Source organism: Kitasatospora sp. NPDC030952, assembly GCF_055571335.1.
The window spans coordinates 598,964-614,386 of the sequence record NZ_JBVIFM010000002.1; the positions used below are offsets into that span (position 1 = coordinate 598,964).

At 74.5% G+C, this 15,423-nt stretch carries 11 protein-coding genes; 1 reads left to right on the forward strand and 10 read right to left on the reverse strand.

All coding sequences use genetic code 11. The annotated features are described in order from the left end of the window. Nucleotides 1–74 precede the first annotated feature (74 nt). The 3 genes from ACZ47G_RS07385 to ACZ47G_RS07395 all read right to left on the reverse strand — a co-directional run bounded on the left by ACZ47G_RS07385 (nucleotide 75) and on the right by ACZ47G_RS07395 (nucleotide 4,952). Nucleotides 75–1,289 carry an alpha/beta hydrolase gene (locus ACZ47G_RS07385; protein WP_465740488.1) on the reverse strand — a complete coding sequence of 405 codons (1,215 nt, stop codon included), beginning with the start codon at nucleotides 1,287–1,289 and terminating at the stop codon, nucleotides 75–77. A gap of 67 nt (nucleotides 1,290–1,356) precedes the next feature. Then, complete coding sequence (locus tag ACZ47G_RS07390) at nucleotides 1,357–4,101, reverse strand: molybdopterin-dependent oxidoreductase (protein WP_465740489.1); 2,745 nt, start codon at nucleotides 4,099–4,101, stop codon at nucleotides 1,357–1,359. After that, nucleotides 4,098–4,952, reverse strand: coding sequence for an FAD binding domain-containing protein (locus tag ACZ47G_RS07395; RefSeq protein ID WP_465740490.1), 855 nt, complete (start codon nucleotides 4,950–4,952; stop codon nucleotides 4,098–4,100). Before ACZ47G_RS07395 ends, ACZ47G_RS07390 begins: the two co-directional genes overlap by 4 nt. Before the next feature lie 543 nt (nucleotides 4,953–5,495). Between ACZ47G_RS07395 and ACZ47G_RS07400 the strand changes: the two genes are divergently transcribed. After that, nucleotides 5,496–5,972 (forward strand): hypothetical protein, encoded by a 477-nt coding sequence (locus ACZ47G_RS07400; protein WP_465740491.1) that lies wholly within the window; start codon nucleotides 5,496–5,498, stop codon nucleotides 5,970–5,972. A gap of 64 nt (nucleotides 5,973–6,036) precedes the next feature. Here the strand turns inward: ACZ47G_RS07400 and ACZ47G_RS07405 are convergent, their stop codons facing one another. From ACZ47G_RS07405 to ACZ47G_RS07435, 7 genes are all read right to left on the reverse strand, one after another. Further along, nucleotides 6,037–8,028, reverse strand: coding sequence for a putative Ig domain-containing protein (locus ACZ47G_RS07405; protein ID WP_465740492.1), 1,992 nt, complete (start codon nucleotides 8,026–8,028; stop codon nucleotides 6,037–6,039). Between the two features lie 389 nt (nucleotides 8,029–8,417). Then, nucleotides 8,418–9,035, reverse strand: coding sequence for a hypothetical protein (locus tag ACZ47G_RS07410; RefSeq protein ID WP_465740493.1), 618 nt, complete (start codon nucleotides 9,033–9,035; stop codon nucleotides 8,418–8,420). A 228-nt stretch (nucleotides 9,036–9,263) separates the two neighbouring features. Beyond that, nucleotides 9,264–9,737 carry a hypothetical protein gene (locus tag ACZ47G_RS07415; RefSeq protein WP_465740494.1) on the reverse strand — a complete coding sequence of 158 codons (474 nt, stop codon included), beginning with the start codon at nucleotides 9,735–9,737 and terminating at the stop codon, nucleotides 9,264–9,266. Nucleotides 9,738–10,340: 603 nt separating this feature from the next. Then, nucleotides 10,341–10,577, reverse strand: coding sequence for a phosphopantetheine-binding protein (locus ACZ47G_RS07420; RefSeq protein WP_465740495.1), 237 nt, complete (start codon nucleotides 10,575–10,577; stop codon nucleotides 10,341–10,343). Nucleotides 10,578–10,840: 263 nt separating this feature from the next. Then, nucleotides 10,841–11,377, reverse strand: a complete 537-nt coding sequence (locus ACZ47G_RS07425) for a flavin reductase family protein (RefSeq protein ID WP_465740496.1) — start codon at nucleotides 11,375–11,377, stop codon at nucleotides 10,841–10,843. A 3-nt stretch (nucleotides 11,378–11,380) separates the two neighbouring features. After that, on the reverse strand, nucleotides 11,381–12,754 hold the full coding sequence (locus ACZ47G_RS07430; protein ID WP_465740497.1) for a preATP grasp domain-containing protein: 1,374 nt from the start codon (nucleotides 12,752–12,754) through the stop codon (nucleotides 11,381–11,383). Then, entirely contained in the window at nucleotides 12,754–15,342 is a 2,589-nt protein-coding gene (locus ACZ47G_RS07435; protein WP_465740498.1) for an amino acid adenylation domain-containing protein, read from the reverse strand. The genes ACZ47G_RS07430 and ACZ47G_RS07435 overlap by 1 nt, the downstream gene beginning before the upstream one ends. Nucleotides 15,343–15,423 lie beyond the last annotated feature (81 nt).

The window sequence follows — 15,423 nt, forward strand, 5'->3', positions numbered from 1 at the left end:
GCCCCGGCGCACCCCGCCGGGGCGGCGGGTGCCATGCCTACCTGCCACGGGGGTCAGGTGGAGTCCGGCGGGCGTCAGGCGGCGTCCGGCAGGTGCCCGCTGAGCCAGCCCAGCGCGGGCGGGATCAGCCGGTCCCAGGTGGTGAAGTTGTGACCGCCGGAGTCGACCGTCGCCTGGGCCACCACCAGCGGGGGCCGGGCCGCCGCCGCGAACGCGCTGGACTCGGCGTAGGTGCTGCCGTCCTCCTTGCTGTCGGCGAGCAGCACCGCGAGCGCGGGCAGCGGCAGGTGGGCCAGTCGCCAGTTCAGGTCGGCCTCGTCGCGCCGCGCCTGGCTGCCGCCGAAGAGGTCGCCGGTGGTGACGTCCTCGGCCGCCTTGAAGTAGCCGGAGAGCGAGACCGCCGCCGGGAAGGTGTCCGGGTGCACCATGCCGAGCTTGACGGCGCAGTAGCCGCCGGTGGAGTCGCCCATCACGCCCAGGCTGCCGGGGGCGCCGAGCACCCGGTAGCTCGCCCGCAGGTCGGCGGGCACGTCGGTGGCGTAGTAGCGCTGCGCCTGCGGGCCGTGCGGGACGTCCTCGCACTCGCTGTCCCGGGGCATGCTGGGCGAGGGTCGCAGCAGCACCAGGACGGCCGGTTTCATGGCGCCCTTGCGCAGCAGGTCGAATTCGGTGGCCGGGTAGCGCAGCTTGGTGACCAGGTTGGCGGCGTCCCCGGGGAAGCCGGTCATCACCAGCACGGCCGGGAAGTGCCGGGCCTCGTTGCCGGGCTGGAAGTACTGGGGCGGCAGGTAGACGTAGCCGTCGGTGCTCAGCCCGGTGGTGGTGCCGGGCAGCCGGACCCGGTCGAGCCGGCCGATCCGGGCCGGGTCGCGGCTCGCCGAGCCGACGCCGGTGATCTCGGCGGCGCCGAGCACCTGCACCCCGGGCGGGCCGGCCGGCGCCGTCGGGGCGCCGGTGCTCCCCGGGGTGCCCTGAGTGCCGGTGTTTCCCGGAGTTCCGGGGCCTCCCTGGGTTCCGGGGCTTCCCGGGGCGGCGCCCTGGATGACGGCGGCGCCCCGGTCGTGCCCGAGCAGGTCGGACCAGCTGCTGTAGAAGACGAAGTAGTCGTTGACGGCGAGCCCCAGGGTGGCCAGCAGGGCCAGCTGGGTGACGGCGATGGTGCCGAGCCGCAGGAACGTCGCGGGCCAGCTGCGGACGGCGAGCCTGGGCCAGACCCAGAGCGTGCCGAGCACCGTGCCGACCGCGAGCAGCGCCGTCAGCGCCAGCAGTTTCTGACTGGTGAGTCCCATCGGTCCGGCCTCCCCTACCAGGGTGGACCACTCGCCCTACCGGGGTGGACCACTCGGGTGTCTTCACTCAGGGTAGCCGTCGGTGTTCGGTCAGCGCCCGCCAGACCTGGTCGCGCAGGAACGGCGGGTCGGTGAAGCGGATGCCGGTGGCGTCGCGCAGCGCGTTGGCGAAGGCGGGGGCGACCGGGTTGAACGGGCTCTCGCTCATCGACTTGGCGCCCAGCGGGCCGATCGCGTCCGAGGTGGTGCTGAAGTGCACCTCGGTGCGCGGCACGTCGGCGTACGCCGGGAGCCGGTAGCGGCGGAAGGCGGCGGTGGTGACCTCGCCCCGCTCGTCCAGCAGCACCCGTTCGAACAGGGTGGCGCCGAGCGCCTGGGCGACCCCGCCCTCGACCTGGCCGCGGCACTGCATCGGGTTCATCACCCGCCCGGCGTCGGCGCCGTGGACGCTGCGCAGGATCCGGATCTCCCCGGTGTCCGGGTCGACGGCGATCCGGAACCACTGCGAGTTGAAGGCCACCGAACGTGGTGAGCCGCCCCAGTGCCCGGCGGCGGAGAGCTCCACCGCCCGCTCGCGGGCGGCCTCGAAGACCTCCTTCAGCGGGACCCGTCGGCCCTCGCACTCCACCGCGTCGGCGGTGAGCCGCAGTTGGCTGCGGGGCGTCCTGGCGTACTCGGCCGTGAAGCTGAGGATCCGCTCGGCCAGCGCGTTGGCGGCCTTCATCACGGCCTTGCCCGCGACCACCGTCCCGGCCGAGCCGAACGCGCCGGTGTCATGCCGTACGACGTCGGTGTCGGACTGGCGGATCGCGATCCGGTCCGCCGTGGTGCCGAGGGCCCCGGCGGTGATCTGCTGGTGCACGGTGGTGGTGCCGTTGCCGAACTCCGCGGTGCCCACGGCGACGTCGTAGCCGCCGTCCTCCCGCAGGGACACCGTCGCGTCGGCGAAGTGGCCGCCGGGCGGGCCGGTCGCGATGGCCGCCATGGCGAAGCCCTGGCCGACCAGCCAGCCCTCGGGGGCGTCGGCGGCGCTGCGGTCGTCCGCGAGGGCGTCGCGCACCACCTGGAGGCACTGGTCCAGGCCGTAGGAGGCGATGTGCAGGTCCTCCTCCTCGCCGCCCGGGCCCTCCATCTGCTCGCCCGGGCCGATGACGTTGCGCTCCCGGAGGACCAGCGGGTCGATGCCGAGCCGGCGGGCGAGTTCGTCCATCGCGGACTCGACGGCGAAGGTCACCTGCCCGAGGCCGTAGCCGCGGAAGGCCCCGGCCGGGACGGCGTTGGTGTACACCGAGTAGGCGTCGACCTTCTTGTGCGGCGCCCGGTAGACGCCCATCGACTCGCCGACGCTGTGGAACATCACCGCCGGGCCGTGGTTGCCGTACGCCCCGGTGTCGGAGACCACCCGGAACTGCAGCGCGGTCAGCGTGCCGTCCGCCCTGGCGCCCACCTTGACGGTGATGGTGAAGGGGTGCCGGGTGGTGGCGCCGAAGAACTGCTCGGCGCGGGTGAACTCCAGTTTCACCGGGCGGCGCAGGCGCAGCGCGGCGAGCACCGCGATGTCCTCGGTGAGCATCTCCTGCTTGCCGCCGAAGCCGCCGCCGACCCGGCCGGCCACCACCCGGACCTCCTCCTCCGGGAGGTCGTAGAGGGCGCACAGGGCACGCCGGGTGAGGAACGGCACCTGGGTGCTGGAGCGGACCACCAGCCGCTCGCCGCCGGTCTCCTCGTTCTCCTCGAAGTACACCAGGCACCCGTGGGTCTCCAGGCTGGCGTGCTGGACCCGCTGGGTGCGGAAGGTCCCCTCGTAGACCTCCGCTGCCTCGGCGAACCCCTGCTCCACGCTGCCGAGTTCGCCGTGCACCTCGCCGCAGACGTTGCTCTCCGGGCGGGCGATCCGGGACTCCGGGCCCTTGGGGTGCAGCACCGGCGCGCCGGGGGCCATCGCCTCCTCCGGGTCCAGTACGTACGGGAGCTGCTGGTACTCCACGACGATCCGCCGGCAGCCCTCCTCGGCGGCGGCCTCGCTGTCGGCGACCACGGCGGCGACCCGCTGGCCGACGAAGCGCACCACGTCGTCCAGGACCCGGGTGTCGTCCGGGTCCTCGGTGGGGTGCTCGTGCCGGGCGGAGGAGTAGAGCCGCTCGGGGGCGTCCTGGTGGGTGAGGACGGCGTGCACGCCGGGGACGCGCAGGGCGGCCGAGGTGTCGATGGCGAGGATCCGGGCGTGCGGGTGCGGGGAGCGCAGCAGCTTCAGGTGCAGCAGGCCGGGCACGTCCTGGTCGAAGGTGTAGCGGGCGGTGCCGGTGACCACCTGGGGGCCGGCCGGGGCGCCGAGGTTGCGGCCGACGGCGTGGCCGGGGTCGGGGTCCTCGGTGTGGCGGACGCCGTTGATCGCGTCCTCGATCGCCCGGTAGCCGGTGCAGCGGCACAGGTTGCCCTTCAACGAGCGCGGCAGGTCGGTGAGTTGGTCGGCGTCCAGGGCGGTGGCGGTCATCAGGAAGCCGGCCGTGCAGAAGCCGCACTGGAAGCCCTGGGCGTCCAGGAAGCGCTGCTGCATCGGGTGGAGTTCGCCGTCCGGGCCGGCCAGGCCCTCCACGGTGGTGACGGAGCGGCCCTCGGCGCGGGCCGCCGGGTAGAGGCAGCTGTGCACCGGGGTGCCGTCGACCTGCACGGTGCAGGCGCCGCAGTCGCCGGCGTCGCAGCCCTTCTTCACGCCGAACCAGCCGCGTTCGCGCAGGTAGGTGCGCAGGCACTGGCCGGGGCGGGGGTCGGTGTCGGTGGGGCGGCCGTTGACGTGCATGGCGAAGCTCATCGCGCTGCCTCCTCGGTGGGGTGCTGGGGGCCGAGGTCGTGCTCCAGCTCGCGCCGGATCTGCTCGGCGAAGTGCAGGGTGAGGTGCCGCCGCCAGTCGGGCAGCCCGTGGATGTCGTCGAAGTACTCCTCCGGCCGGATGCCCTCGCGCAGCGCCTCCCGGACGGCCGCCGCGTTGGGGGCGGGCGGGAACCAGAACCGGAACGGGCGCACGGTGGAGGCGGTGACGGTGAGGGTGAGCGAGCCGTCCGCCGGGTCCAGGGTGCCGATCAGCAGGGCGGCGGAGCGGCCCAGCCCGTACAACGAGGCCTGGCGGAAGGCCGTGCGGCTCGCCAGGGCGCGGGCGGGCAGGGTGATCGAGCGCAGCAGTTCGCCGGGGCGGAGGTCCTTGCGCCCGGCGCCGGTGACGAACTCGGCCACCGGGACGCGGCGGTGCTCACCGGAGGGGGCGCGCAGCAGGCAGACGCCGTCCAGGGCGGCGGTGAGCGAGATCATCGGGCCGGCCGGCAGGGCGTTGCAGAGGTTGCCGCCGACGGTGGCCGCGTTCCAGATCTTCCAGGAGGCCAGGAACGCCCTGCAGCACTGCTCGACCAGCGGCGCGGCCCGCCAGTCGGCCTCCTGGCGGCCGTACCGGGAGAGCTGGGCGACGGTGCAGGTCGCGGCGATCTCCAGGCCGCCGTCCGGGGTGCGGCTGAGCGGCTCCCAGCCCATCCGGCCGAGGTCGATCAGCCGGCGGAGGTGCGGCTGGGGTTCGGAGAACAGGTACGTCCCGCCGCCGAGCCAGGCGTCGCCGGGTCGCCAGGCGCCGCCGAGGCGGGCGTCCCGTAGCTCGGCCACCGTGTTCAGGTCCATGTCGCCTCTCCGTCCCCGGCCGGTCCGATTGGTCCGGTAGGGCGATTGAAGCGGCCGGGGGGCGGGTGTCACGAGTGGGTCCGGGCACCATTCGCACCCGTCCGGCGCTGGTCGATCCTCCAGGAGCGCGCCTCACCTGCCGGTGTTCCAAGGGGAGTTGGCGGTTCCGCGGGCCAACTTCGACAGAGCTGTCGAAGTTGGCATGACCGGGCTATGCTGTCGACGGGTCCGAAGGTGAAACCCCTGCCCCGTCGACGTCCGCACCACCCTGGCGCGCCCGACCGGAAGGAGGCGAGACGCATGGACCGCACCCCTGCGGATCGCGACCCGCTCGACGCCCCTGCCCGGCTCCGCGTTCCCGGGTCACCCGGCGGCAGAACTCCGGCCCACCGCTGAGCTGTTGACGCGCCGTCAACTCGGTGCACGCCCCTTCACCGTCCGGCCGCCCGGGCGTGCCCCGGGCCGTTCGTCGCCGTTGTACGGAGGGTGAGTCGCCGCGCCCGCCCCAGCCTCCCGGTCCCGCTGCCGAGGAAGAGGTTTCCCATGACGACGTCCCGGCTCCTCCCCCGGCCCCGCGAGGCGGCGGTGCTGGCCGCCGTGCTCGGGCTGCTCGTGCTGGAGGAGATCGCCCTCGGCCTGGCCGAGGAGGACGACCGCCCGGTCATCGGCGGCATCCTGATCGGCGTCTCCTGTTCCGGCCTGCTGGTGGTCGGGGCCGTCCTGCTCGGCCGCTGGCTCGACGCCCGCCGCCCGCTCCCGCTGCCCCCGCCCGGCCCCAATGGGCGCGAGTACAGCGCCCGTGCGCTGGAGGGCTTCCCGATGGAGGCCGTCCGCCCGCTGCTGCTCGCCGAACGGGCCCCGCAGCTGGGTCAGTTGTACTCGGCCTGGATGCTCGCCCGGACCGGGCGGCCGGCCCCCTGGATCGCCCGGCGGCTGCAACTTCCGCTGGGAGCCGTCCAGTTGCTGGTGGACGCGGCCCGCGCCCACGCCGACGACCCCCGGCCGCTGCCGGAGGGGTGACGGGTCATGACGCCGGCCCCGCCACCGTGAACCGTGGTGGCGGGGCCGGCGTCCGGGGGCGGGATCAGCTCTCGCGGCCCGAGGCGTCGTCGATCAGGAAGGAGGTGGTCGGGTTGGCGCCGGTCTCGTGGGAGACCAGCTCGAGGCCGATGGTGGTCCCCCAACCGACCTGGCCGATGAGCGGGGAGAGGTCCACCGACTGGTACTGGTAGCCGTTGGTCGGGTTGCGACCGCTCCAGGTCTTCACCGTGCCGAGCGGCTGCCCGGTGTACTGGTCGATCGCCACCAGCGACAGCGTGTCGGCGGCGGGTGCGGCGGGGTCGACCGGCGCCACGTCCAGCCAGAAGGAGAAGCTCGCCTGCCCGTAGCCCGGGTAGGTGTTGAGGTAGGTGGTGATCGAGTCGTCCGTCCCGGTGTTCTGGCCGAGCCAGGCGTACCAGGAGCCGGAGTGCGGCGCGTGCAGGCTGGACGGGGTGATGAGGTTGTAGCCCGACGGGCTCCAGGCGTCCGTCATCACGGTGTGGTTCACGTCCGCCGAGCCGTTCTCGAAGCCCGGGTCGATGAGCTGCTCGATCCCGCCGCAGCCCGCGCCGCCGGAGGCGCTGACGTTCTCCCAGAAGCCGGTGGAGGCCGCCTTGCCCGCCGGGTCGGTCGCCGTGACGGTGATCCGCTGGTAGCCGTTCGTGGCGGCGGCGGTGCCGGAGATCACCCCGCTGTGGGCGTCGACGGCCAGCCCCTGCGGCAGTCCGGTGGCGCTGTAGGTGAGGGCCGCGCCGCTGCTGGAGACGCCCACCGCCGGGATCGACAGCGGCTGCCCGGCCTTGTCGGTGCGGTCGCACATGGTGCTCACCGAGACCGGCGGGGAGGCCACGACCGGGTCCGAGGCCATGCACAGGTGGTCGGCGTTGGACCACAGGGTCTGCAGCGGGAAGGAGCCGGTCGAGAGGTCCTCGGTGAACAGCCCGCCGTTGGAGCCCTTGGGGATCCAGGCGCACTTGTCACCGATCTCCTGGCCGGTGGCGTCGGTCCAGCCGCCGGGGGTGTTCGGGTCGCTCACCGTCTCCGCGTACTCGTGGCCACCGATGATCCCGTAGCCGTCCAGCCGCCCGCGCGGGGTGTTCTCGCCGAACCAGTTGGTGCCGCAGCCGGCCACGTCCGTCAGGTACGGCATGTTGGTGTAGGCGAGCTGGCCGTACGGGGAGCGCTGGAAGTCGTGCCAGGCGCAGTAGCCCAGCTCCTTCCACTTGTCCGGGTCGGTGCCCTGCGGCGAGTCGATGACGTACTGGACGTTGCGGTTCTGCGCCTCGGTCAGGTTGCCGAAGTGCTTGGCGGCGGCCAGCGCCTCGGCGCCGAGCTGCGGCTCGGTCGCGGACTGCGGCGCGGGGGCGGCGTTGTCCACCCAGACGCCGGCGAGCACGCTGCCCGGCTGCGGGTACGGGATGTGCGCGGAGCCCGCCGGGCACTGGACGGAGCCGGCGGCGATGCCCTCGCAGTACTGGGTGAGCACGGCGCTCCAGCCGTCGCCGGCGCTGCCGAGGCCCTTGAAGAAGTCCTGCTGGTAGGGGGCCGCCTGGTCCGGGTCGCCGGTGGTCACGGTGTCGCCGGTGGCGTTGGTGGACGGCGTGCCCCACTGGGAGCCCCAGAGCACCAGGTAGACCTTGGGCGCCCCGATCACCACGCCGGTCGACTCCTGGCCGCCCTTGTAGGTGACCTGGAGGTCGTACTGGTTCGCGACATTGCCGTCGCCGTGCTCGCCGGTGCCCGGGTCGGCGCCGTCCACCAGCTGGGGCGCCTTCGTGGTGGCGCCGACGGGCCCGGCCTTGGCCGCCCCGACCCGGCGCGGGCCGGACTTCTGCGGGACGGTCTTCTGCGGGGCGGCGGCCTTCGGGGTGCCGGGCCGGGCCGCCACGGTGGTGGGCTGCGGCGCGTGGGAGTCGGCCATCGCGGACAGCGGACTGCTGAGCGCGGCACCGGCCAGCGCGGCCGCGAGCGCCACCAGGGCGGTGCGCGGGGCGCGGCGGGCGCGTCCGGGCGTGCGGGATCGGAATCTGAACACGGGTCGGGTTCCGTCTCTCGTGACGTGGGGGGGGGAGGGATGCACGGGTGGGGCACACATGCGGTCCGGGAGGACGGGGAACGGGGTCTCACCCCGGGCCGACCACTGTGCAATGCGCCATATGATATTTCACTGATGGGCGCGCACAAGGCCCTCCGCACGACGCCCGGCGGCGCCACCCGACCACTCGCACGCCCCTCGGCGGGTCACCGCGCCCGCCCCGCCCGGCCCGATCGCCCGCGAACCGGCCGCGCGCCAACTCCCCGGCCGGGCGCCGATTTTAACCGCCCCTTACCCGACCACACCCCGCCTTGACCCACCGCCCACCCGGGCGGCGAACCGTCCGACCGCTCGGACGACGGACCGTCAGACCCTTGGGCGGCGGACCGTCAGACCGCCCGCCCCGCGCTCGCCTGCGCCACCAGGAAGGGCACCAGCCCGCGCTCCGCCAGGGCCGACCGCCAGGCGTCCCGCGCCTGCACCAGCTCGCCCGGCCCCTCCGCCGCCCCGGCCTCCGGACCCCGCCCCCGCGCCGCCGACCCCAACAGCCCCAGCCCGCCGACCAGCAGACAGACCGCCGCCACCCCGGCGGCCACCCAGCCGGCCCCCACCAGCGCGTGCCCCAGCACCGCCAAGTCCTCGGCCAGGCCCAGCAGATGGCCGAGCACCAGGAAGACCACGGCCGCGGTCACCGCGATGATCGGCACGATCACCCCCAGCACGCCCCACCAGCCCGACGCCCGCTCCCGCGCCGGCGCGTCCACCGGCAGCCGCGCCATCGCGTCGGCGTCCGCCCGCAGTGTCGCGTAGCGCTCGTACTCCGGCGCCGCGGCGGCCAGCACGTACTCGGCGTTCTCCCGCGCCGCCCGCCGCAGCCGCTCCACCCCGCGCGCCTCGTCCCCGCTGTCCCGCAGCGCCGCCCGCACCTGCGGCGCGGCCAGCGCCCTGCCCAACTCCGTCTCGAAGTCGGCCCGATCCTGCTGCGGCAGTCGAAGCGGCCTGTCCATGCCGTGCCCCCGTTCGCTGTTCACTACGAGCCTTAGTTCTACAGCACTGTAGAACAAGGGGCCAGAGCCGGACCGGCCCCTTCACCTGTGGAATCGTGAAGCGGAACGGCTGCCTCGGCGAGCCGCCGACACCCCGGACAGCACCGAGGCCCGGCCGGAGGGCCGGGCCACGATGACGGGGACGGTGACGGGCGGTCGGACGGTCGGGGGGCGGGCGGCTCAGTCGGCTCAGTCGGCGGCGAGCTTCACCCGGCGGCTGTCGGCCGAGGCGGACGGCGACGCACCGATGTTGGAGACGGTGGCGATCACGACGGCGTCGGCGTCCGGGATCCAGTTGGAGGTCTTGGACTGGACGATCAGCCGGCGCTGGTGCCGGCTGCCGTCGCAGACGATGTCGGCCTCGGCGGTCCGGCTGGAGCCGAAGGCCTTCGAGGTGGCGTCCTCCGGGTCCGTCTGCTCGACCGAGACGGTGAGCGACCGGGCCTCGTCGGCGACCGAGCAGAGGTAGCCCACGTTCACCCGGACCCGGCCGGGCACCTTCGGGTCGATCCGGACCTCACCGAGGGTGACTGCCGTACCGGACGAATCCCGCACCACACGCCGGGCCGGGGCCTGCGCCGGGGCCGGGTCGGCGGCCAGGGCGGGAGCAGCGAGGCCGGTGAGGGCCGAGGTCAGTGCTGTCAGGACGATCCACCGCTGCACGAGGGGCTCCAGGGATTGGGGACGCGTTGCGGCCGACGCTAACCGTCACTCAGAGCACGTGCGCGCCAGGTCGTCCGATCGTCGTACGGGCGCTCCGGCGGCGGTGCGGCCGATCGGGTAGCGGGTCCGGCCGTCGCGGCGAGCGTCCGCAACGCGTCGTCCGGCCGGTGAACTCCGCCGCCCGGGCCTCCCCCAGCACGTCCGCCCGCCTGCTGGGGCTCGGAGACGCGGGCACGGAAACGCGGGAATGGCGACGCGGGCACGGAAACGCGGGCACGGAAAGGTTCCGGAATGCCGGACGGCCACCGGACGGTGTTCAGCGGATTCCGCGGGCGGCGGACCAGGCCAGGGCGAATCCGCCGACGGCCACCGCCAGCCACAATCCCCGCTGAATTCCGGGACGCAGCGGCCGGGGCCACGCCCAGCGCAGCCGGCCGGGAATCCTGGCCCGGTCCCGCAGCGTCCGTTCGTAATTCCGGGTGACGACCTTTCCGAGGTCCGCGGCCAGCAGGGAGCCGATGCCGAACAGCAGGATCCCGAGGCCCGCGCTCGGGCCGGGGTCGGCGCTCAGACCCGCACTCAGACCCGCACTCAGGCCCGCGCTCAGGCCGGCGCCGCGGCGTGCCGCTCGGCGACCAGGGCCACCAGGTCGCCGAACTTCCGGTGCGAGACGATCTCGATCGCGTCCACCGTGACCTGGAGCTTCTCCTGGATGTCGGCGGCCAGGTAGACGGCCACGATCGAGGTTCCGCCGCACTCGAAGAAGTCCGTCCCGGCGGTGACCTCGTCACACTTGAGCAGATCGGTCCAGATCGCCGCCAGCTGGCTGTTCAGATCCATGTCACATTCCTCCCGGTGGGAAGTCCCGGCGAATTCACAGGACATTCGTGGAAAACGGAAAGTACGGGATCCGGCAGGCCCGGATCCGCATTCGCGCACGAACTCGGTGGGTGTCGGCGAAGGTCACGGGCGGCACACGACCGGATATCGATCCGATGACCCGTCAACTCTTTCACGCGCGGCCTATTGCGTCAAGGTGCGAACGAACCCACCGGCATTCCGGCGGGCCGCGCCGGGCGATTCCCGGCGCTCGGGGAAATCGGTCAGTGTTTCAGGACGTTGAACCGCCCCTGGTGGTAGAGCAGTGGACGGCCGGGCCCGCCGGCGTCCCCCGCGATCACCTCGGCCAGCAGCACCCGGTGGTCCCCGGCGGGCACCCGCGCCACCACCCGGCAGACCAGCCAGGCGGGCACCTCGTCCAGGATCGGTATCCCCCGGGGGCCGGGCCCCCAGCGGGTCGGCGCGGCGAAGCGGTCGATCCCGCTGCGCGCGAAGGTGGCGGCCAGCTCCTGCTGGTGCTCCCCGAGGATGTGCACGCCGACGTGCTCGGCGTCGACGAACACCGGCCAGCCGGAGGAGCCGGTGCTGATGCCGAAGGAGACCATCGGGGGGTCGGCGGCGACCGAGGTGAGCGAGGTGGCGGTCAGTCCGACCGGCCGCTCCCCGCGCGCCGTGATCACGGCGACCCCGGCCGCGTGCCGGCGGAAGGCGGACCGGAACAGCTCGACGGACGCCGGCTGCGGTCCGCGGAGTCCGGCGGCGGCTGGCGCGGTGCGGGTTCTTCCCCGGTCGGCTGCCACGGCTCAGCCCGTCGGCCCGTCGGCCGCGAACAGCGGCTTCAGCGCGCGGTCGCGGGCCCAGGCGGAGCCCAGGTCCTCGGCCACCACGCAGTACATGACGCCGTTGTTGCCGTCGAAGGCGTTGGTCAGCACCACGCCGGTGCGGGTGGCCGGGTCGTAGCCGAGGCCGGCCTGTCGGATGGCGGCGTGGGCGGCCGGGAACGACGGGGTGGACCAGCCCTCCGGCCAGACCCGTTCGAGGATGACCCGGTCCTTGCCGAAGCCCTCGCCGACCCCGTACCGGCCGATCCGCCCGTAGATGTGGGTGGATCCGGTGACCCGGCCGTTGTACTCGGTGAAGAGCACCTCGCGCTCGGGCGTGACGATCGCGTCCGGGCCGAGGATGCCGCGGTAGCCGATCGCGTGCAGCGCCTCGGCGAGCCGGCGGCCGCCCTCGATGATCCGCTCCAGCACCTCCGGCTCCAGGCCCTGGGAGGGCATGATCTGGCCCACCGCGTAGGGGGCGGACAGCAGTTCGCCGTCGCCGGTCAGCTCCACCCCGTCGTCGGTGAGCAGGAACTCGGTGAAGAAGGCGGAGCTGTCGCGGACGTAGCGCTCCGCCACCGGGCGCCCCCGGCCGGCCGCGGTCAGCCACTCCCACCGCTCGCGCAGGTAGGACCGCACCTCGGCCCGGCCGTCCACGGTGATCACCCGGCGGGCGCCGATCGGGCGGAACCGCTCGCCGGTGGTCAGGATCTCGTTTCCGCGCCCGCCGGAGAGGTAGTCGTGCTTGACCACCACCGCTCCGCCGCCGAGGAGTTCGAGGATCGCCTCCTCGGCGGCCTGCGGGCTGGTGCAGACGGCGCCCTCGGGCAGCGGCACCCCGGCGCCGCCGGCGATGGTGCGGAACGCGGACTTGCTGTTGGCCAGCACGCCGCCGGCCTGGTCGACGAAGCCGTAGCCGGGCATCGCGTCCTGGACGCCGAGGGTGCGGGCCAGCCGGGCCACCGCCGCGTCCGGCCACAGCGCGGACAGGTGGGTGACCGTACGGTCGCCGACGGCCTCCTCCAGCGCCTCGACGAACTCCGGGTCGGCCAGCCGGGCCGGGGAGAGGGTGCCCTCGCTGCCGGCGTGGGCGGGCGGGACGACGACCGTCAGGCTCTGCCGCCGCACCCCGGTGTGCGAGGTCACGTAGTCGAGGAAGGCCTCCTCCGGGCGCACCGGCAGCACCAGGACGTCGCCCTCCTCGGCGAACCAGGCGATCCGCTGCACCCACCAGCCTGTCCAGCCGCGGTCGGTCCGGACGTCCTCGCTGAAGTCGTTGGCGATCAGGATCCGGGTCCCGTCCCCGGTGCCGCGGGCCGTGCGGGCGGCCCGCTCGCTGGGCAGGATCAGCATCAGTTCTCCCGTTCGATCAGGGTGGCCATGGTGGCGACGGTCGGGGCGGCGAGGACCTCCATGAGGTCGAGTTCGACCCCGAACCCGTCCTGGAGCGCGGACAGCAGTTCCAGCAGCCGGATCGAATCCCCGCCACTGGCCATGAAGTTGCCGTGCAGGTCGGCCGAGGGGACACCGAGGACCCGGCACCAGACGGCGGCCACCGCGATCTCGGTCGCGGTCCGCGGTGCCTCGCCGGGGCCGGCCGCGACCTCCTCGGGGGCGGGCAGCGCGGAGCGGTCCAGCTTGCCGGTCGGGCCGAGCGGCATCCGCTCCAGGGCGAGCAGGCGCCAGGGCACCGCGTACTCGGGCAGGGTGCGGGCCAGGTAGCGCCGGAGTTCCTCGGGGTCGGGCGGGAAGGCCGTCGCGGGGGTGACGTATCCGACCAGCCGGGCCACCGGCTGCCGGGTGTCCACGGTGAGCACGGCCTCGGCGACGGTGGGGTGGCCGCGCAGCACCGCCTCGATCTCCCCGGGTTCGATCCGGTGGCCGCGGATCTTGATCTGCCGGTCCTTGCGGCCGCGGAAGACCAGGGCTCCGTCGGCCCGGCGGCGCACCAGGTCGCCGGTGCGGTAGAACGGCGTCCCGTCCGGCCCGGTGCCGAACGCCGTCGCGGTGACGTCGGGTTGCCGCCAGTACCCGTCGGCGACCCGCTCGCTGTGGATCTCCAGTTCGCCGCAGAGCTCGGTGGGGTGGCCGTCCTGGTCGACGAGCCGGATCCGGACGCCGTCGACGGGGTGGCCCACCGGCAGCGCGCCGCTGCCGAGGTCGGCCCGGCCGGCCAGGTGCTGGGTGACCAGGGTGCACTCGGTCGGGCCCAGCCCGTTCACCAGCGCGCTGCCCTCCGGGAAGGCGCCGAGGAACCTGCGCAGGTCGTGCTGGGTGGCATCCTCGCCGCCGAGCACCACCGCGCGGACGGCCGCGAGCGTCGGCTCGGGCCGGGCGGCGTCGGCGGGGAGGTCCCCGGTGAGGTGCCGGAACAGCGTCGGGGTGCAGTGCACGACGCTCGCCCCGGCTGCGGCCAGCCGGCCGCGCAGTTCGGGGGCCGGCAGCAGCGGGTCCAGCACGTGCAGGGTGGCGCCGGTGAGCAGGGCGCCGTAGAGGTCCATGACGGCCGCGTCGAAGGTGTAGCGGGCCAGCAGGGGCACCTGGTCGCCCGGGCCGAGCCGGATCCGGTCGGCGTAGCAGAGCCCGTGGGCGAGGACGTTGTGCCGGGTCTGGGTGACCGCCTTCGGCTTGCCCGTGGAGCCCGAGGTGTGCAGCAGGTAGGCGGGTGCGCCGGGGTCGACGGCCCGTCCGGGGTCGCCCGGCTCCCCCGGGCCGGGAGGGTCCAGCGGGTCGGCCGGGGTCCCCGGGTCGGTCAACTCCTCCGCCTCGGTCAGGTCCAGCGGCAGGACGTGCCGGCCGCGGAACACCGCCGCGGCGCGGTCGGCGAGTTCGGGGTCACAGACGATCGCGCCGACCTCGGCGTCCAGCAGGAGGCGGGTGAGCCGGGCGTCCGGCTGACGCGGGTCCAGCGGGACGTACGCGGCACCGGACTTGAGCACCGACCAGACGCCGACCACCGAGCCGAGGTCATGGGCGCAGAGCAGGGCGACCCGCTTGCCCGGTCCGCCGGCGCGGCGCAGCCGGCGGGCCGTCGCGCTGGTGATCCGGTCCAGTGCGGCGTAGCTGAGCGTGCCGGAGGGGCCGGTCAGCGCGGGCCGCTCGCCGTGGGCCCGCACGGTGCGGCGGAAGCGGTCGACCAGGTCCTCGCCCCGCTCGGCGGGCGCGGGGGCGCGGTGGCCCGCCGGGACGGGCAGCCGCCACTCGGGGAGGTGGACCGGGCCGTCCTGCACCCGGAGGTCCCGCAGCGGCTGGCCGGGCTTGGCCACGGCCTCGGAGAGCAGGGTCAGGCAGTGGCCGAGGATCCAGCCGGCGGTGGCGCGGGATATCAGGCTCGCGTTGTAGTGCAGGGCGAGCGCGCCGCCGTCGTCCGCCGGTGCGAGGGCGAGGTCGGGTGCCACGGCCCGCAGCTCCGGCTCGGCGGGGCGGCCGGCCACGGCGCGCAGCTCGGGGGCGGTGGCCTGCGGCGGGCTGCCCAGGGCCTCGGCCGCGGCGGCCCGGCAGCGGAGCAGTTCCTCGGTGAAGGGGGCGTCGGGCCGCAGCTCCAGGCGCAGCGGACGGATCCCGGGCCCGCCGGCCGTACCGGCCGACCCGGCTGTCGGGACGGCCGTCGGGTCGGCCGTCGGTACGGAAGCCGGTACGGCCTCGGCGAAGGAGTCGGCGTCCAGGCCGAGCAGCAGGTCCGTCTGCCCGGTGTGCCGGTGCAGCACGGCCGCCCACACGGTGAGCAGGGTGATCATCGGCGGGACGCCGGTGCTGCGGCCCAGTTCATCGAGCAGGGCGGTCGTCCCGGCGGGGAGCGGCACGCTCTCGGTCTCGCCCCGGTACGGTCCGGCGGTGAGCCGGGGCCGGTCGGTGGCCAGGTCGAGCGGTGCCGCTCCCGCCGTCGTCTCCCCGTCGCGATCGGGCCGGCGACCGGCGCCGATCGGCTCGGTGCCCTCCATGACTGCTCCTTCCGGGCTTCAGCTTGGTGGTGGATTGCCGGTCCGATCCGTCATGCCTGGTCCCGCCGGGGAGCGCCCCCC

Coding starts and splice junctions, on each gene's coding strand:
- ACZ47G_RS07435 (WP_465740498.1), bottom strand. CDS start 15,342: ATGGAGGGCACCGAGCCGATCGGCGCCGGTCGCCGGCCCGATCGCGAC.
- ACZ47G_RS07395 (WP_465740490.1), bottom strand. CDS start 4,952: ATGGACCTGAACACGGTGGCCGAGCTACGGGACGCCCGCCTCGGCGGC.
- ACZ47G_RS07420 (WP_465740495.1), bottom strand. CDS start 10,577: ATGGATCTGAACAGCCAGCTGGCGGCGATCTGGACCGATCTGCTCAAG.
- ACZ47G_RS07400 (WP_465740491.1), top strand. CDS start 5,496: ATGACGACGTCCCGGCTCCTCCCCCGGCCCCGCGAGGCGGCGGTGCTG.
- ACZ47G_RS07390 (WP_465740489.1), bottom strand. CDS start 4,101: ATGAGCTTCGCCATGCACGTCAACGGCCGCCCCACCGACACCGACCCC.
- ACZ47G_RS07430 (WP_465740497.1), bottom strand. CDS start 12,754: ATGCTGATCCTGCCCAGCGAGCGGGCCGCCCGCACGGCCCGCGGCACC.
- ACZ47G_RS07385 (WP_465740488.1), bottom strand. CDS start 1,289: ATGGGACTCACCAGTCAGAAACTGCTGGCGCTGACGGCGCTGCTCGCG.
- ACZ47G_RS07410 (WP_465740493.1), bottom strand. CDS start 9,035: ATGGACAGGCCGCTTCGACTGCCGCAGCAGGATCGGGCCGACTTCGAG.